The 17,913-nt window shown below is 65.1% G+C and carries 16 protein-coding genes; 7 read left to right on the top strand and 9 right to left on the bottom strand.

Translation table 11 applies throughout. The features are described 5' to 3' along the window. Nucleotides 1-14 precede the first annotated feature (14 nt). Nucleotides 15-989 (bottom strand): PQQ-dependent catabolism-associated beta-propeller protein, encoded by a 975-nt coding sequence (locus ACZ1JY_RS16845; protein ID WP_465131409.1) that lies wholly within the window; start codon nt 987-989, stop codon nt 15-17. A 148-nt stretch (nt 990-1,137) separates the two neighbouring features. Here ACZ1JY_RS16845 and pedF point away from each other — a divergent pair, with 148 nt between their 5' ends. The 5 genes from pedF (at nt 1,138) to ACZ1JY_RS16820 (ending at nt 6,688) form a co-directional block, all read left to right on the top strand. Further along, entirely contained in the window at nt 1,138-1,584 is a 447-nt protein-coding gene (pedF, locus tag ACZ1JY_RS16840) for a cytochrome c-550 PedF (protein ID WP_118075196.1), read from the top strand. A gap of 5 nt (nt 1,585-1,589) precedes the next feature. Next, nucleotides 1,590-2,450: a substrate-binding periplasmic protein gene (locus tag ACZ1JY_RS16835; RefSeq protein ID WP_465131408.1), complete on the top strand. Its 861-nt coding sequence runs from the start codon at nt 1,590-1,592 to the stop codon at nt 2,448-2,450. Nucleotides 2,451-2,819: 369 nt separating this feature from the next. Further along, complete coding sequence (locus ACZ1JY_RS16830; protein WP_168904914.1) at nt 2,820-4,562, top strand: methanol/ethanol family PQQ-dependent dehydrogenase; 1,743 nt, start codon at nt 2,820-2,822, stop codon at nt 4,560-4,562. A gap of 121 nt (nt 4,563-4,683) precedes the next feature. Further along, nucleotides 4,684-5,334 carry a response regulator transcription factor gene (locus ACZ1JY_RS16825; protein WP_168904913.1) on the top strand — a complete coding sequence of 217 codons (651 nt, stop codon included), beginning with the start codon at nt 4,684-4,686 and terminating at the stop codon, nt 5,332-5,334. Between the two features lie 64 nt (nt 5,335-5,398). Continuing rightward, a complete protein-coding gene (locus ACZ1JY_RS16820; protein ID WP_465131407.1) occupies nt 5,399-6,688 on the top strand; it encodes an NADH:flavin oxidoreductase/NADH oxidase family protein in 1,290 nt (429 codons plus the stop codon). Between the two features lie 11 nt (nt 6,689-6,699). On the opposite strand, the gene ACZ1JY_RS16815 is transcribed toward ACZ1JY_RS16820, so the two are convergent. The 5 genes from ACZ1JY_RS16815 to adh all read right to left on the bottom strand — a co-directional run bounded on the left by ACZ1JY_RS16815 (nt 6,700) and on the right by adh (nt 12,531). Continuing rightward, on the bottom strand, nt 6,700-8,910 hold the full coding sequence (locus tag ACZ1JY_RS16815; protein WP_465131406.1) for a hybrid sensor histidine kinase/response regulator: 2,211 nt from the start codon (nt 8,908-8,910) through the stop codon (nt 6,700-6,702). After that, nucleotides 8,907-10,064, bottom strand: a complete 1,158-nt coding sequence (locus tag ACZ1JY_RS16810) for an FIST N-terminal domain-containing protein (protein WP_465131405.1) — start codon at nt 10,062-10,064, stop codon at nt 8,907-8,909. The genes ACZ1JY_RS16815 and ACZ1JY_RS16810 overlap by 4 nt, the downstream gene beginning before the upstream one ends. 54 nt (nt 10,065-10,118) lie before the next feature. Further along, entirely contained in the window at nt 10,119-10,544 is a 426-nt protein-coding gene (locus ACZ1JY_RS16805; protein ID WP_465131404.1) for a DUF779 domain-containing protein, read from the bottom strand. Further along, complete coding sequence (locus ACZ1JY_RS16800; protein ID WP_118075191.1) at nt 10,541-10,849, bottom strand: EthD family reductase; 309 nt, start codon at nt 10,847-10,849, stop codon at nt 10,541-10,543. Before ACZ1JY_RS16800 ends, ACZ1JY_RS16805 begins: the two co-directional genes overlap by 4 nt. A gap of 161 nt (nt 10,850-11,010) precedes the next feature. Beyond that, nucleotides 11,011-12,531, bottom strand: a complete 1,521-nt coding sequence (adh, locus tag ACZ1JY_RS16795; protein WP_465131403.1) for an aldehyde dehydrogenase — start codon at nt 12,529-12,531, stop codon at nt 11,011-11,013. Between the two features lie 261 nt (nt 12,532-12,792). On the opposite strand from adh, the gene ACZ1JY_RS16790 reads away from it, so the two are divergent. Next, a complete protein-coding gene (locus ACZ1JY_RS16790) occupies nt 12,793-14,208 on the top strand; it encodes a methyl-accepting chemotaxis protein (RefSeq protein ID WP_465131402.1) in 1,416 nt (471 codons plus the stop codon). A gap of 45 nt (nt 14,209-14,253) precedes the next feature. Here ACZ1JY_RS16790 and ACZ1JY_RS16785 read toward each other — a convergent pair whose 3' ends face one another. Further along, nucleotides 14,254-15,348 carry an acyl-CoA dehydrogenase family protein gene (locus ACZ1JY_RS16785; RefSeq protein WP_465131401.1) on the bottom strand — a complete coding sequence of 365 codons (1,095 nt, stop codon included), beginning with the start codon at nt 15,346-15,348 and terminating at the stop codon, nt 14,254-14,256. Between the two features lie 144 nt (nt 15,349-15,492). Here ACZ1JY_RS16785 and ACZ1JY_RS16780 point away from each other — a divergent pair, with 144 nt between their 5' ends. Further along, a complete protein-coding gene (locus ACZ1JY_RS16780; protein WP_168904906.1) occupies nt 15,493-16,260 on the top strand; it encodes a LuxR C-terminal-related transcriptional regulator in 768 nt (255 codons plus the stop codon). Nucleotides 16,261-16,268: 8 nt separating this feature from the next. On the opposite strand, the gene ACZ1JY_RS16775 is transcribed toward ACZ1JY_RS16780, so the two are convergent. Beyond that, entirely contained in the window at nt 16,269-17,147 is an 879-nt protein-coding gene (locus ACZ1JY_RS16775; protein WP_465131400.1) for an MBL fold metallo-hydrolase, read from the bottom strand. A 13-nt stretch (nt 17,148-17,160) separates the two neighbouring features. Beyond that, nucleotides 17,161-17,913, bottom strand: coding sequence for an SDR family NAD(P)-dependent oxidoreductase (locus ACZ1JY_RS16770; protein ID WP_465131399.1), 753 nt, complete (start codon nt 17,911-17,913; stop codon nt 17,161-17,163).

Raw genomic sequence — 17,913 nt, 5'->3', positions numbered from 1 at the left:
ATGACGAAGGGCAATCAGCGCCCCAGCGCGACGCCCCAAGGGCCGCCGCCCGCCGGAATCGTGGCGGTGACCTGCATCGCGGCGATATCGACGAAGGAGACCGTATCACTGGCGCCGTTGGCGACGATGGCGCGGGTACCGTCCGAGGTTATGGCGAGATGCCAGGGGCGATCTCCGACCTTGACGTAGCCGCGCACCTTGCGGGTGGGAACGTCGACCACGGCGATGCTGTCAGCCCGGCCGAGGGCGACGATCGCCGTCTTGCCATCGGGGGTGAAGCGGATGCCGCAGGGCATGACCTTGTAGGCCGGCACGCCGGGCGGCGCGAAGGTCATGGTCTGTTCGATGGCCTTGTTTGCGGTGTCAGCGATCTGGACGGTGCCGGCCATCTCGGCGGCGATCCACACCTTGGCGCCGCTGCCTTCGAATTCGATATGGCGCGGGCGGGCATTGGTTTCCATCTCCTCAACCACGCTGCGGGTGGCAAGATCGATCCAGGCGACGGTGTTGTCCTCCTCGCTGGTGACGAGCAGCCATTTGCCGTCGGGACTTTGTGCGACGCCTTCGGGCTCGTTGCCGGTGGCGACCTGCCAGGCCACCTTGCGCCCCGCAAGATCGATGGCGGTGACCGCACCGTTGTCCTCGTTGGCGGCGAACAGCAGGTCTCCGGCGTAGGCGGGGAAGAACTGTTCGGGGTCCGCGCCCGAAGGCAGCGCGGCAGTCAGCGCGCCGGTGGCGGGATCGCGCAGCTCGACCGCGTTGTCGGCACTGGCGGCGACGAGCAGGGCCTTGCCGTCGCGCGTCATGGCGATGCCACGCGGGCGATTGCCAACCGGCCATTCCGCCTCGACGGTGCCCTTCTCCACGTCGATCACCGTCACGGTCGAGGACCGCTCGTTGCTGACGTAGGCGCGGGTGGCGTGAGCCGCGGGCGCGAGGGTGGTGCCGAGCAGCAGCGCCGCAGCAATGGCTTTCAGTTTTCTCTCCATGCTGCGCACAATATCGCGCGTAAGGGCTCATCGCTATGACACCTTGGTCTTGTACCATGGTTCAATTTGCGCTGGGCCGTCAGCGCGATAAGCAAGGCACATCATCGGGGCGGACGATCATCCGGACCCGTGTCGCAGAGGATGACTGATGATCAAGATCTCCAAGGGCCGTGCCGCCCTGCTGGCGGCGGCTGCGCTCGCCACCGGCGCCATCGCATCGAGCCTTTCCGCGCATGGTAATGTCACGCCACAAGCGGTTGACACTTCGGCCCTGCCCGACCTCGTCGGCGGCAACGACGCCTGGGTGACGGTAAACCCCTACCGCGGCAACGAAAAGGCGTTGGAAATCGGCCAGTCCGCCTATGGCCAGAATTGCGCACGCTGCCACGGGCTCGACGCGATCTCGGGCGGGATTGCGCCTGACCTGCGCTACCTTGAAACCGGCGACAGCGGAGACGAATGGTTCGTGCAGCGCTTCCAGCACGGCTCTTCGCGCGATGGCAAGGTCTACATGCCGCCGTTCGGCGAAGTGCTGGGCCAGAAGGCCGGATGGGCGATCCGCACCTGGATCGAATCCAAGCATACCGAAGAGTGAGCCGGATGCGCGCCAGCAGGCGTTCGTTCCTGCAGGGGCTGGCGCTATCCGCGCTGGCCGCGTCCTCCAATGCCATTGCCGCACCGCTTGAGAAGGTCAAAGACCTGGGAGTCCTTCGGGTCGGACTCTATGCGGACAACCGGCCATGGTCGTGGAATCAGGACGGCAAGGTGGCGGGCATCGATGCGGATATCGCCCGCGCGCTGGCCGATGCGCTGGGCGTGCGGGCCGACTTGCAGCTGTTCCTGGCGGGCGAGGACATCTCGGACGACTTGCGCAACGTCGTCTGGCGCGGCGGGCTGCTTGGCTTCCAGCCCTGCGACGTGATGCTGCACGTGCCGTTCGAACGGCAGTTGATACAGCAGGAAGACAACGTCGTGTTCCTGGCGCCCTACTACCGCGAGACTTTTGGCGCGGCCTGTTCGCGCGATGGCGGCAACTGCGAGGCGGTCCCGGCGGCGTTCAGGGGCCACAAGATTACCGCCGAACTCGCATCGATCCCTGATTTCTACCTGCTCGGCCATGCGGGCGGCGTCCTTGCCAAGGACCTGATACACGTTCCCAACGGCTATGACGCGCCCGCCGCGCTGGTGGATGGCAGCGCCGACTTCACCGTGGCGACCACTGCGCAGATCGAGGCGGTCGTCGCCGACCACCCCGAGGCCGGGATCAAGGTGCGGAAAGGGCCGCTGCCGATGATGATGTCTCCGGGCTGGGACATCGGCATCGCGGTCAAGGAAAACTCGCGCAATTTGGGCTTCAGGCTTGAGGAAGTGCTGGAGCAGATGATTGGCGACGGGCGCATGGCCGCGCTGTTCCAGCGCCATGGCGTGACCTGGAAGCCTGCGCTTTCCGCCCAATCCTGAACCGACAGCTCGCACCCGCCATCCTTGATTGGCGGGCCAACGGGGGGACGGGAACACCGACTGCGACCGGTGTTCCCCGAACCGTTTTTGCTGCAGTCATGCTGCGCAGTATTAACAGCTTGGAATGCCCACCCCCGCCCCCTCCCGCCTGCGGGAGGGGAGTCAGAGAACTGCGCTTCTGCCACCTTCCTGCAAGCTGGAGGGGCTGGGGATGGGCACGGGCGTTCCGCTCTTATCCCAAGGTTCAATTGTGCGCACAAGCGCAACCGATAGGCTCACTGTGACGATCGGGGATCAGTGGCGAACCGGGGGGATTCCCGCATGACCGCACTCCATCGCAGAACAAGACCCCATAACAGGAGGGACAGGATGAAGCGGCGTTTTTCAATCGTGCTGGCAGGCCTTGCAGCCGCAACCAGCCTTACCGCAGCACCGGCACTTGCCGGCGGCCCCACCAGCGCGGACATCGTCAACGATGCAGCCACGCCCGGTGACGTGATCAGCTATGGCATGGGCCCGCAGCAGCAGCGGTTCAGCACGCTCGACAAGCTCAACACCAGCAACGTCAAGAACCTCGTGCCGGTGTTCGCAGCATCGCTTGGCGGTGAAAAGCAGCGCGGCCAGGAATCGCAGCCGCTGGTCTATGACGGCACGATCTATGTGACCGGCTCCTATTCGCGCCTGTTCGCCTTCGATGCGCGCACTGGCGAGAAGAAGTGGGAATACAACGCCCGCCTGCCCGAAGGCATCATGCCCTGCTGCGACGTGGTCAACCGCGGTGCTGCGATCCACGGCGACAAGGTGATTTTCGCCACGCTCGACGCGCACCTCATTGCGCTCGACCGCCACACCGGCAAGGTGATCTGGAACAAGAAGCTGGCCGACTACCAGGCAGGCTATTCGGCCACGGCCGCGCCGCTGATCGTCAAGGACATGGTCATCACCGGCAATTCGGGCGGCGAATTCGGCATCATCGGTGAAGTTTCGGCGCGCAACGTCGAGACCGGCGAGCTGATCTGGACGCGCCCGACCATCGAGGGCCACATGGGCACGCTGGCCGGCAAGCCCAGCACCATGACCGGCAAGCTCAACGCATCGTGGACCGGCGACCTGTGGAAGACCGGCGGCGGCGCGACCTGGCTGGGCGGGACCTATGACCCCGAAACCAACCTGCTGTTCTTCGGCACCGGCAACCCCGGCCCGTGGAACAGCAACCTGCGCCCGGGCGACAACCTCTACACCGCCTCGACGCTGGCGATCGATCCTGACACCGGCGAGATCAAGTGGCACTATCAGACCACGCCGCACGACGGCTGGGACTTCGATGGCGTGAACGAGTTCATTCCGTTCGACGCCACGGTGAAGGGCAAACCGATGAAGCTCGGCGCCAAGGCTGACCGCAACGGCTACTTCTATGTCCTCGACCGGACCAACGGCAAGCTGATCAGCGCCAACAAGTTCGTCATGCAGACGACCTGGGCCGATGGCATCAACCTGAAGACGGGCCGCCCGAACTTCATCCCGGCCAACCGTCCGGGTGCGCCGAACGGTGCGGAAAAGGGCACGACCGTGTTCGCCAGCCCTTCGTTCCTCGGCGGCAAGAACTGGATGCCGATGGCCTATTCCAAGGATACCGGCCTGTTCTACGTACCCTCGAACGACTGGGGCATGGACATCTGGAACGAACCCATCGCCTACAAGAAGGGCGCGGCCTATCTTGGCGCCGGCTTCACCATCAAGCCAATTGCCGAGGACCACATCGGCGCCCTGCGCGCGATGGACCCGGCCACCGGCAAGATCGTGTGGGAATACAAGAACAAGGCTCCGCTGTGGGGCGGCGTTCTGGCCACGCGCGGCAATCTGGTGTTCACCGGAACGCCCGAGGGCTACCTCAAGGCCTTCGACGCCAAGACCGGACAGGAACTGTGGAAGTTCCAGACTGGTTCGGGCGTGGTCGGATCACCGGTGACCTGGGAGCAGGACGGCGAACAGTACGTCGCCGTCATGTCCGGCTGGGGCGGCGCGGTGCCGCTGTGGGGCGGCGAGGTTGCCAAGACCTTCAAGGAAATCAGCCAGGGCGGTTCGCTCTGGGTGTTCAAGCTGCCGAAGTAATGTTTCCCCGGAGCGCCGGACCCTTTTTGTGGGTCTGGCGCTCCATCCCCTCCCCGGGTAGATGACTATGAGCAACACCGTCGCACTTACAGCAATCGCAGCCGATAGGGGGAGCGCTGCCATGGCAGAAAACGGATCGCCAGATCGCGTCTTGATCGTGGACGATCATTCGCTGGTGCGCGACGGGCTGCGCTCGATCTTCGACGATGCCTTTCCTGATTGCACGATCCTTGAGGCCGACAGCCTCGAAGCCGCGCTTAGCGCACTGGCGCAGGAGGGCGACGTCGACCTCGTCCTGCTCGACCTCAACATTCCCGACGTTTCGCACCTCTCCGGCCTCGAAGCCCTGCGCGATCGCTTCCCGGCGACGCCGGTGGTGATGGTCTCGGGCGTGACCGACCGCAAGGTGGTGCGCGATGCGTTGGCGGCGGGCGCGGCGGGTTTCGTACCCAAGAGCCTGAAGCGCGCGGCAATCCTCGACGCGCTGAACCAGGTGCTTTCGGGCGAAATCTACATGCCGGAACTGGAAGGCGATGATTCGGCCGCCGCCGAAGAGGACGCGATCCGCAGCCGGATCGACAGCCTGACCCCCCAGCAGCGCGTGGTGCTGGGGCACCTCGTCGCCGGGCGGCTGAACAAGCAGATCGCCTATGAACTCGACGTCTCGATGACGACGGTTAAGGCCCATGTTTCCGCGATCCTGCAGAAGATGAACGTGTTTTCGCGCACGCAGGCGGTGATCATGGCCGGCAAGGTGGGGTTCAAGGGGTAAACGGTCACGTTCAGGCAATTGCGCTCCGCACCCGGTCTGGCAGATTGGCGCGGGGGAGAATGCCATGCTGATCGAGACACCGCTGACGCTGCCGTGCGGCATCGTAATACCGAACCGCCTTGCCAAGGGTGCGATGACCGAGGGGCTGGCCGATCCATCGGGCAAGCCGACGCCTGAGCTTGACCGGCTCTACGGCGTCTGGGCCGATGGCGGCGCGGGGCTGCTGATTACCGGCAACGTGCAGATCGATGGCGACCATCTCGAGCGGCCCGGCAACGTCATCGTGGATCGCGCGCCCGATGCGGCGATGAAGGCGGTGCTGGCGCAGTGGGCCAAGGCGGGGACGCGCGCCGGCAACCAGTTGTGGATGCAGATCAGCCACGCCGGGCGGCAGACGCAGAGCGTGGTGAACCCGCATCCCAAGGCGCCATCGGCGGTCAAGCTCGGGCTTCCGGGCGGGCAGTTCGGCGAACCGGTGCCGCTTGAGGAAGCGGAGATCGTCGAGCTGATCGGCCGATTTGCCACTTGTGCGAAGGCCGCGCAGGTGGCGGGCTTTGGCGGAGTGCAGATCCACGCCGCGCATGGTTACCTCCTCTCGCAGTTCCTCAGCCCCCGCAGCAACCAGCGCACGGACCGGTGGGGTGGATCGCTGGAAAACCGGGCGCGCTTCCTGATGGAGACGGTGCGCGCGGTGCGTGACGCCGTGGGTGCGGGGTTCGGCATTTCGGTGAAGCTCAACTCGGCCGATTTCCAGCGCGGCGGCTTTGCCTTCGAGGACAGCCTGCAGGTGGCGCGCTGGCTGGAGGAGGCGGGCGTTGACCTGCTGGAGGTTTCCGGCGGATCGTATGAACAGCCGGCGATGATGGACATGGAGGGGCTCGATCCTTTCGAGCGGCCTGATGTTCCGGCTTCGACTGCGGCCCGCGAGGCCTATTTCGTCGATTTCGCCAAGGCAATGAAGGCGAGCCTGACGAGGATGCCGCTGATGGTGACGGGCGGTTTCCGCAGCCGCGCGGCGATGCAGCATGCGCTGGAGACGGGCGCAGCGGACCTGATCGGTATCGGGCGGCCGTTTTGTGGCGCGCCTGACGCCTGCCGCGACTTGCTTGCCGACCGCGCCGACCTGCCCCGCTTCGAGACGAGCCTGTGCCTGCTGCCCCCTGCCCTGCGCTGGCTGGAGAAGTTCGACGCGGTGCGCACCATCGCCGGCTTCGGCGTGCAGATGTGGTACTATGCCCAAATCGACGCGATCGGGCGGACGGGCAAGCCTGATCCGGGCAAATCGGTGTTCTCCTCGCTTTTGCAGGTGCAGAGCCAGGCGAAAGCGTGGATGAAGGCGCGGCGGGCGCGTTAGGGTCCAAACTCCTAAAGCACATCCCTTTGCCGGAGCAGGGCGCGCAGTTGGGCGGGCTTTACCGGCTTGTTGAGGATCGGGAGCGAGAGTGCGCCGAGGCGCGCCTTGGTTTCCTCGCTGCGGTCGGCCGTGATGACCATCGCGGGCAGGTCGTAGTCGGCGCGTGCGCGCAAGGCGGCGATCGCTGCCTCGCCGGTCAGGCCATCATCCAGCTGGTAGTCGACGATAGCCATGGCCGGTTTGCGCGCGAGGGCAGCGGCGACGCATGGCTCCGCAGGGTCGCGGGCAGTGACAACTTCGAGGCCCCAGTTTTCGAGCAGGGCTTCCATGCCGGAAAGGATGGCGGGGTCATTGTCGATCACAAGCACGAGCCCCCCGTTGCCGGTCGGCACCACCGGGGGCTGCTCGATCGGCTTGGGCGCAGCCACCGGCTCTACGCGGGGCAGCAGGATCGAGAAGGCCGAGCCGAGGCCGGGGACGGAATCGAGGCCGATCGGGTGATCGAGCATGGTCGAGACGCGGCGGACGATCGCAAGGCCAAGGCCCTTGCCGGGGATCTTCTGGGTCTTGCCGACGCGGCGGAACTCGCCGAAGATTTCCTCGCGATCTGACGCGGCGATGCCGGGGCCGGTATCGCGGACGGTGACGCGGACCATGCCCTGGATCTCGTCCACTTCGACGGCCACCCGGCCAGCCTCGGTGTAGCGGATCGCGTTCGACACGAAGTTCTGCAGCACGCGGCGGAGCAGGCGCGCATCGGAGCGCACCCAGGCATGGGTTTCGACCACGTCGAATTCGAGCTTTCCGGCAGCGGCGAGCGGCGCGAATTCGACGCGCAAGGCATTGAGGATTGCGCCGAGCGAGTGATCCCCCAATTCCGGCTGGATTGCCCCTGCATCGAGGCGCGAAATCTCGAAGAGGGCTTCGAGCAGGTCTTCGACCGAGTCCAAGGCCGTTGATGCCTGGCTGACCAGCGCGCGCGGGCGTTCGGGTAGCTTGAGGCCGTCCATTGCGGAGACGAACAGGCGCGCGGCGTTGAGCGGCTGGAGCAGATCGTGGCTGGCCGCGGCGAGGAAGCTGGTCTTGGAGCGGTTGGCGGTCTCGGCCTCGTTCTTGGCCTCGACCAGCTGGCGATTGACCTCGACCAGTTCGGCGGTGCGTTCCTGCACCCGGCGTTCCAGCAGTTCGGCGGTTTCTGTCAACGAGCGTTGCAGGCTGACGTGGTCGGTCACGTCGTCAAACGTGAAGACCATGCCGCCATTGCCCAAGGGGACTGAGCGGATCACGAAGTGCCGCCCGTCCATCAGGCATTCAGCGGACAGCTGCCGCGTATCGCCTTCTCGCCAGGCGAGGCTGTCGGCGCATTCGAGGCCAAGACGCCAGCTGCACCACTGGACCAGCTGGGCATGGCTTTCGACATGGCGCAGCAGGTCATTGCCGGAAAGGCCGAGCACGCGCACCAGCCCCTCGTTCCACGCCTGCATCCGGCGCTGTGCATCGAACAGGCAGACACCTTCGGACAGGGTGTCGAGCGTTGCCTGCAGTGCCAGGTTGCGCTCGGCGAGTTCAAGGGCGCGCTGGCGGGCGTCCTCGGCCTTGACCGAGGTGATGTCGGTGTAGATGCCGACGATGCCGCCATCGCTGGTGCGCAGTTCGTTGATCTGGATCCAGCGCCCGTCGCCCAGCGCCTGAACATGCGCCCCCTCGGCGCGGCGGTGCCAGTCGACCCGGTCGCTGAGCCAGCGGTCGGGACCGGTTGCCGCGCCAAGAGTGGAGCCGGTCAGCGCGACGCGGCTGGCCATCTCGGCAAACTCAGGGCTGTCTCCGGAAATCGGTTCGACGGCGGGAAAGATCTTGAGGAAGGCGCGGTTGCACAGGATCAGGCGGTCGTCGGCATCGAACAGGGCAAAGCCATCGCTGAGGGATTCGATCGCATCGCGCAGCAGGACGCGGGCGGCGGTGGCATCCTCGTTGGCTGCGGCGAGTTCGGCCATGGCGGCTTCGAGCGCGCTGGTGCGATCACGCACCACGGATTCAAGCGCAATGGCGGTTTCGAACATCGAGAACGCGCCGCCCTCCATATCGACCGAGCGTTCGACCCGGTCCATCAGCGCGGCATTGATCTTTTCGAGCTGGCGCACGCGGGCGCGCAGGGCAGTCACCTCGTCCTCGCCGTTGACCATGGCGGGGGCGAGAATGCCGGTGAGATTGGCGCCGCTCATCGGCCGACGGCGAGACCGGTGAAGGTCTGGTTCATGTGCGCGGCGCGGAACTGCTCGCCATAAGTGTTGAAGCCGAAGACGCGGTTGGCAACGTACATGCGCGAGACAACGCCGGCCTGCTGGCGATCTTCGGCATCGAGGCGATTGAGCACGCAATCGAAGCCGACGACGTGATCGATTTCGCCCACCTTGCGGCCGATCTCGTCGAACAGAGCGTTCATTTCGGCAATGCGATCAACCGGTTCGCCGATGGAAAGGACAACGCCCGTGTCGATGGCGCAATAGAACGTCAGCGAGCCATCGTCGTTGGCCGTCTGGATCGAACGGACGTGGAACTGGCCGCCGGTGCGCACGATCGGCGGATAGGCAGCAAAGAACTGGGCGTTGAGTTCGCAGGGCGGACTTCCGGCAAGGCGGCGGTATTCCTCGGCGGCGGGCGCAGCGTTGATTTCAGTGACGACGCGGGATTCGGCATCGGCCTCGGTGATGACCATCTTGGCCGGGCCGGGACGATAGAAGCTCTTGCAGAAGACGTGCAGCGGGCGGCGGCTGGTGAGCAGGACGATCACCGCCGCGTCCTTGTGGAACGCCCCTTCGTGGAAAATCGCGGTGTCGCGGAAAGAAAGGCCATCGCCGCTCGACCCGCCGATCAGCTGGATATCGCCCAGCGCATGCTGCGCGGTCATCGTCAGCAGTTCCTCGCGGTGGGACAGGCCATCGACAAAGAACAGCGCGACATGGTGCAGACCCTCGCCATGTTCGCGCCGCGAGTGAGCAACCAGCTGGCGGATCGAGGCTTGCGCGGCCTGCGGATCGAAATGGTCGAGATCGTCGAAGCGCAGGGAGGCCATCGAGAACGGGCCTTCGGGGAAGCCGATCAGCACGACCGAGTGCGTATCGTATCCCTGGTCATTCAATTCACCGGCACTGGTGCAGCCAAAAAGGCGCACATCGGGCAGGGCGTTGGCCAGTTCGGCTTGGAGGGCATCGCGGGGATAGGCGTTGGAGCAGAACAGCAACGCGCCAGCCAGCTTGCGGCCTTCGATGCACTCGGCCAGTTCGGCAACGGCGGCGCGGGGATCGGCGGCGCGGGAAGTGCACGCAATCATGCGCGCGCCATCCACGTCAGGGCCGACTGCTGTCGCCGTTTCCATCACCGCATCCTCCATGGCCTGACCTCTTGCGGGTTCTCCTGCCTGCCGCGCAGCTTAGGGCGAAGCGGTCGCTTCGCCAAGCGCCACGCTGTCACCGCGCAGCGGCTCGCCTGCGGCCTGGAGCGCGGCGCTCTCCTCATCGGTGAACACCCGGCTGCGCACGATGAAACGCACGCCTTCGGGCGCCTCGAGGCTCATCCCCGAGCCGCGCCCCGGAACGACGTCGATGGTGACTTGGGTGTGCCGCCAGTACTCGAACTGCGCCGCCCCGATCCACACCGGCGTGCCCTCGGCAACGTGGCCCAGCAGCACGTCCTGCCCACCGACCCGGAACTCGCCAGCCACGAAGCACATCGGTGCGGAGCCATCACAGCATCCGCCGGACTGGTGGAACATCAGCGGCCCGTGAATGGCCGTCAGCCGGGAAATCCACTCCCCGGCTTCAGGCGAATTGAGAACGCGGGGCGGCAGGCTGATCATCCGACTGCGGAGATCATGATGCTGGCACCGCCGGTTGCGAAGTTGGCGATATCGGCGCTGGCGGCCTGGGCCTGAGGCGAGGACATCCCCGCAGCCATGGCATCGGCATCGGCAAACCACAGCTGGGTCAGGCGGTAATAGGCGGGCGCACTGCCATCGGGACCGGGCAAGCCCTTGAGCAGGACAGCCTTTTCCAGCCCCGGGATCTGATCCGCGATCGGCATGTGGGTTTCGTGATAATAGGATTCGAACGCTTCCGGATCTGCAGGGGCGTTGTAGAATACGTTGACGACGACTTGAGCCATCGGTTCATCCTCTCTTGTTTATCGCTTCACCTTCGCGCTCTTGCGGCCGAAGTGCAAAGGGCAGATCACAAATGGTGACGGCGCGACGGGGACCTTCCTCCCCTGCCGCGCCGTCTCCCTCCAGCTGTCAGGCCAGAACCATTTGGGGTTTCATGTCAGCCTCAGAAGAAGCCGAGCTTCTTGGGGCTGTAGCTGACCAGCAGGTTCTTCGTCTGCTGGTAGTGATCGAGCATCATCTTGTGGGTCTCGCGCCCGATGCCCGACTGCTTGTAGCCGCCGAAGGCCGCGTGGGCAGGATAGGCGTGATAGCAGTTGGTCCACACGCGGCCGGCCTGGATACCGCGGCCGAAGCGGTAGGCGCGGGTTCCATCGCGGGTCCACACACCGGCGCCAAGGCCATAGAGCGTGTCATTGGCGATCTCGAGCGCTTCCTCGTCGGTCGAGAACTTGGTCACGGCGAGGACCGGGCCGAAGATCTCTTCCTGGAACACGCGCATCTTGTTGTGGCCTTCGAGCACGGTCGGCTGGACGTAGTAGCCGTTGGCCAGATCGCCCTCATGCATCGCGCGCTCGCCGCCGGTGAGGACCTTGGCGCCCTCGTCACGGCCGATCTGGATGTAGGAGAGGATCTTCTCCATCTGGTCGTTCGAGGCCTGCGCGCCGATCATGGTCGAGCCATCGAGCGGGCTGCCGAGCTTGATCGCCTCGACGCGGGCAATGGCCTTTTCGATGAAGCGGTCATAGATTGATTCATGCACCAGCGCGCGGCTCGGGCAGGTGCAGACCTCGCCCTGGTTGAGCGCAAACATGGTGAAGCCTTCCAGCGCCTTGTCGAGGAAATCGTCGTCGTGGTCCATCACGTCGGCAAAGAAGATGTTCGGGCTCTTGCCGCCCAGCTCCAGCGTGCAGGGGATGAGGTTCTCGGACGCATACTGCATGATCAGGCGGCCGGTGGTGGTCTCGCCCGTGAACGCGATCTTGGCGATGCGCTTGTTGGAGGCGAGTGGCTTGCCGGCTTCGATACCGAAGCCGTTGACGATGTTGAGCGTGCCGGCGGGCAGGATGTCGGCGATCAGTTCGGCGAGGACGAGGATCGACATCGGGGTCTGCTCGGCGGGCTTGAGCACCACGCAGTTGCCTGCGGCCAGCGCCGGTGCAAGCTTCCATGCCGCCATCAGGATCGGGAAGTTCCACGGGATGATCTGGCCGACAACGCCCAGCGGTTCGTGGAAGTGGTAGGCGACGGTGTCGTGGTCGATCTCGGCGATCGAGCCTTCCTGCGCCCGCACGCATGCGGCGAAATAGCGGAAGTGATCGATGGCGAGCGGAATGTCGGCGGCGGTCGTCTCGCGGATCGGCTTGCCGTTGTCGATGGTCTCGGCCATCGCCAGCAGATCGAGGTTGGCCTCCATCTTGTCGGCGACCTTGAGCAGGATGTTCGACCGTTCGGTGGTCGACATCCGCCCCCACGCATCCTTTGCGGCGTGGGCGGCGTCAAGCGCCAGCTCGATGTCCTCGGCCGTGCCGCGCGCCACCTGGCACACCACTTGGCCCGTCACCGGCGAGATATTGTCGAAGTACGCACCCTTGACCGGGGCAACCCATTTGCCGCCGATGAAGTTGTCGAACTTTTCGCGAATGAGCGAAACGCCAGTGAACTGGCTAAGGGCCTGCTGCAACATCCTCGGTCCTCCAGAAACTTGTTTTCGAGATCTGGCGGCAGTGTGCGCCCAAGCCGGGACGAGGCCAATTGTACCTTGGAAGGATGCTGCGCGGACCGCCCGCCCGAGCCAAAACCTGCACCAATGGACATCAGGAATTGCAACAGGCGGGCATTTGGTCGCGTGTTCACGGTCGAACGCTAACACGGTGCGCAACATGGCTCGCAATTCAGCGCCGACCGCAGCAACCCGGGCGCCGAAGGTAGAAGGGAGTGCCGCTGCATGCTGGACTGGTTCGAAACACAGGCGCCGATCCGCGAGAAAATGCGCGTGCTGACGCTGGCACTGGTCGGCGCTGCGGCTCTGAACCTGTTCGACATTCCGGTCCTGCTGCTGCATCCGGAGCACAGCCTTGCGCTCGTTTCAGTCGTCGCCGTCATCTCGCTGGTCCTTACCTTCACGATTCTGCGCCTTGCCTCCGAACGCATCTGCAGGCCCTATGTCGATACGGTGGTGCGCATGGAGGCACTGGCCGAAGGCGATACCGAAAGCCCGATCCGCTATACCCACCACGCGGATTGCGTTGGGCGCATGACCAAGGCGATGGACAAGTTCCGCGTCAGCATCCGGGCCTCTACCGATCTCGAGACGCAGCGCCGGATCATCGACCGCATGAACAGCTCGCTCGCGCGGTTGGCGGCCAATGACCTCACGGCAGAAGTCAACGAGGCGTTCCCCGGCGAGTACGAGGAAATGCGCCGCAACTTCAACGCTGGGCTGACCAGCATCTCGGCCGCGCTGGCCAACATTCGCGGCCTTGCCGGAACGGTCCTGACCGGATCGGAGGAGATCGACGCCGCTTCGGCCGATCTTGCCCGCCGCAACGAACGGCAGGCGGCCAACCTGCAGCGCGCGGCGACGGCGATGAACGAGGTGACCACTGCGCTTGGCCAGACCGCCGAACGCGCCGATACCGCCCACCGCTCCGTCGCCAGCGTTGCCGCGAAGGCCGCAGAAGGCCACGACGTTGCCGCATCGGCCATGGATTCGATGCACGAGATCGAGAAGTCGTCACAGGAAATCGGCCGGATTGTCGGCCTGATCGATGGCATCGCTTTTCAGACCAACCTGCTGGCGCTCAACGCTGGCGTGGAAGCGGCGCGCGCAGGGGAGGCAGGCAAGGGGTTTGCCGTTGTCGCCACCGAGGTACGCGCGCTTGCCCAGCGTTGCGCCGAAGCTGCGCGGGATATCAAGGGGCTGGTCGATAGCAGTACCAGCACGGTTGCCAGAGGCGTCACCACTGTCGAGCGGACGCGCTCGGTCCTGGGCGAATTGACCGGCCTGATCGAGGAGATCAGCAGCTTCATTACCGAGGTCGCCTCGCATACGGCAGAGCAGGTCCGCAACCTTGCCGGCGTGAACACCGACGTGGCCGAGATGGACCAGATGACGCAGCAGAATGCCGCGATGGTCGAGCAATCGGCAGCGGCGGCCCGCAGCCTGTCGGAACAGGCCAATGCCTTGTCCGCCGGAGTCGGCACGTTCCAGATCAAGGAAGGGATGGGCGTTCAGCCGATGATCCCGCGCCATGTTCCAGCGGCGCCGCCTGCTCCTGCGGCTCCGGCGGTGGTGAAGCCGGCCGTTCGCACGCAGACCAGCGGCACCCTTGCCCTTGCCGAAGACTGGTCGGAATTCTGAAGCAGGACGGCCCTGAACCGTTATCGGTTCGGGGCCGTCATCGCATCAGGCAGCGGCAAACCGGTCAAGCGCGGCAAGGCCATCGTCGGGCCAGCGCGACAAGGCGAGCAGGCGCTTGTGACCGTGGCCGATGAACAGTTCGTCTGTCACGCCCATGCCGCCGTGGAACTGCATCATCTCATGACCAAGTTCCACCGAAGCCGGCGCGACAAAGGCGCGCAGGCCATCGACGGCGGCGGCGAACCCGTTTGATCCCTGGCTGACAATCGCAAGATCGAGCAGTGCCCTGCCCTGCTCGATCGCAGCATATTGCGCAACCATGCGGTGCTGGATTGCCTGGAAGGAGCCCAGGGCCGTGCCGAACTGCTGGCGCGTGCGCAGGTAATCGAGCGTGGCATCGAACAGGCGCTGCATGATGCCCAGCGCTTCGGCAGAACGCGCCAGCGAAGCCAGCACCCCGACATCGGCGACATCGGCCAGCGAGCCGCCGAGCCGCGTGGCAGCAACGTCGGCCAGTCCAAGGCTCACCGCCAGCGAGCCATCGACCATGCGCCACGGCGTGATTGTCAGGCCAGGTGCATTGGCGGCAACAAGATAGAGGCCAACGCCCGCGTCATCGCCCGGTGCGCCGCTATCGCGTGCCGTCACGATATAGCCATCGACCCCGGCGCCTGCGGGCACGCAGGACTTGGCGCCCGACAGCGTGCCATTGGCGCCCACGCTGGTCTCAATAAAAGTGCGACCGCCGCGCGCGCCCTGTTCGGCATGGGCCAGCGCCAGGCGGCGGGTGCCCATGGCGAGGGGCTCCATCCAGTCGCCCGCGATTTCCGGGGGAGCGACGCATTCGAACAGCCGCGCTGCGACCATCACGTTCTCGATCAGGGGTTCGACGACCAGACCCTTGCCCAGCGCCTGGAACACCGTGGCAATCGCCGTGGCATCGAGCGCCAGCCCGCCGCTTTCGAAAGACAGCGGCGCCGCGACAAGGCCGAGTTCGGCAAGAAGGGACCACATCTGCGGCGAAAAGCCATTGGCCCCGCCGAGATAGACACGGCGGCGATCGAGGTCGTAGTTGTCATCAACGAAGCGCTCGGCCAGGGCCTTGAGCATTTCCTCGTCTTCATTCAGGTCGAAATTCACGTCCCTCTCCTCAAGGAGACGACCTGTAACAAGTTCGCACGGCTCGCCATGCTGCGCAAATGACTAGGCGTTTGGACCAAGACCGTCGTTGTTTCCAAAGCACTTGGCCGGTATGACCCATGTCCATAAGTACAGGAGAGGTCAGTGCAGCTTTCGGTGGAGTCGATCGACTCGGTCAGGATCAGCAATCCGCAGGACGTGCGCCGCGCGGCGGAGGCCCTGCACCAGATCGCCACGGCCGCCGGCATGCGCGCCGCGCCTGCGCAGGACATCGCCGACAAGCGCACGCCGGTCGATGCCGATGGCAACATCCTCGCCCGAGACGTGTTCGGCTGGAACGATGAGAAGGTGTGGTGGCGCAATTCGCGGATCGCGCTCGATTCGCCCCTGACGTCGGCCTGCCGGTTCGAAAGCGAGCCGTTCTGGGTGAACGCCAATGGCTTTCACACCCGCCAGCCCAATCATTACCTGACCGCGATCGACCTGACCAACTTCGAAGCCCGCGCGATGACCCGCGCTGCCATCGTCGTGCCGGTGCACCTGCCGTTCGGGCAGATCGGTGCAGTCAGCTTCAACCCGCTTGATCCGGCGCAGACCGAGCTGGACGACGTGTTTCTCGAGAACGGCGACGCCTTCGGCATCTATGCCCGCACTTTCATCGCCAGCTATGTCCACGCGATGGGATCGGCGCAGGCCCTGCCCTCGGGCTCGCGACTTTCAAAGCGTGAAGTGGAGTGCCTGCGCTGGGCAGCGATCGGCAAGACCGACCTTGAAATCAGCATGATCATGGGCCGCAGCCGCGCCACGGTGCGCTTCCACATCCATAACGCCTCGATGAAGCTGAACGCGGTGAACCGCAGCCAGACCGTGTTCAAGGCCGCGCAGCTGGGCTATATCTCGCTGGCGACCTGAGGCCGCGCTTACTCGTCCCAAGGCGGGATCTCGCCCGCGCCGACCTTGCTGGAAATGCCGAGCAGGAACCCGCCCAGCACCTCGGTGGCGTTGGGATAACGCTGCGCCATGCGTGAGGCGAGCTCTGCGGAGGTCTTTGCGGTTCTGGCTTCGGCGGCAAAGGCCGTGATGTAGGCGCGGGTCCAGGCGATGGACATGTTGTCGTCCGGCAGGCCCGGTTGGCGATGGCCCGCCACGATGCGCGCCGGGTTCATGGCCTCAAGCCGGTCGAGAGTCTTGAGCCATGCGTCGTATTGCGCGGGGCCATGTTCGCCGAGCCAGACATAAACGCCGTTGTAGAGGATGTCGCCCGCGATCAGGGTGCGTGTCTCGGCATCCCAGACGACGGTGGAATGCAGGTGATCGCCCTGCATCGGGCCGATGACCTGCAGCTTGTGGCCTTCGAGGTCGATGCTGTCTCCGCTCATCGCCTCGGGCTCGACCCCGCGGCGCGGCGCATTGGTGCGAAGCTGTGCGGCCCAGCGCTTGAACTTGATCGGGATCGAGCGGGCCATGTCCTTCGCCGCCACCGGATTGGCGAGGATCTTCGCGTCCGGGAAAGCGTCCTGCAGCACGTCCAGCCCGAAGAAGTGATCGGGGTGGTCGTGAGTGATGACGATGGCCTTCAGCGTCTTGCCGCTGTCGAGCACATCTGCTGCCACGCGCATGGCATCGGCCCGGGTGAAGGGCACGTCCACCAGGACCGCGTCCTTCTCGCCCGTGACAAGTGTGACGTTGGCCACGAGGCTGCCGGGGCTGGTGGTGATGACCTTGTAGTCGAGCGGCTTTGCGTGAGCGACACCGGTGGAAAGCGCCGACACTGCGAGCAGTGCGAGGATCTTGCGCATAGTTCGTCTCCCTTCAGTGGGCGGTCTGGCCGCCGTCGATTGTAAACGTGGCGCCGTTGATGAAGCTGGCCCCGTCCGAGCACAGGTGCAGGACGGTAGGGGCGATTTCCTCGGGGCGCGCGGCACGGCCCGAAATGTTCTGGGCGAAGAACATCTGGGTGAACTCGTTGCTGTCGGCCCAGTGCTGGGTCATCGGGGTGACGACGAAGCCCGGCGCGATGGCGTTCGCGCGGATGCCCATTTGCGCATATTCCACCGCTGCTGCCTTGGTGAGCCCCGAGACGGCATGCTTCATCGCGCAATAGGCGCTCATGTTCGGGTCTGCGATCAGTGCGCCGACACTGGCGGTGTTGACGATAGCGCCGCCGCCTACGCTGAGGAAATGGCGGATCTCGGCCTGCATGGCAAAGAACACGCCCTTGAAATCGACATCGATGGCGAGGTCGAGTTCGTCCTCGGTCACTTCATGGATCGGGCGCTGCGGGGGCAGGACACCGGCGTTGTTGAACGCTGCATCCATCCGCCCGAAGCGTTCGATGCACTGCGCGACCAGTGCATCGAGATCGGCGGCCTTGCGCACGTCGGTCTTGCGGAAGGCGGCACGGCCTCCCTCCGCAAGAATCATTGCCACGGTTTCATCGGCGCGGTCATCGATGTCGCCGATCATCACCGAAGCGCCCTCACGCGCGAATGCCAGCGCGGTAGCACGGCCAATGCCAGTGGCGGCGCCCGTCACGAGGACGGCCTTTCCTTCGAAGCGCATCAT

The organism is Novosphingobium sp. BL-A-41-Hi4B-X5A (assembly GCF_055521705.1).
The sequence above is the reverse complement of the archived record's forward strand: the minus strand, read 5'-3'. Positions and strand labels throughout refer to the sequence as shown.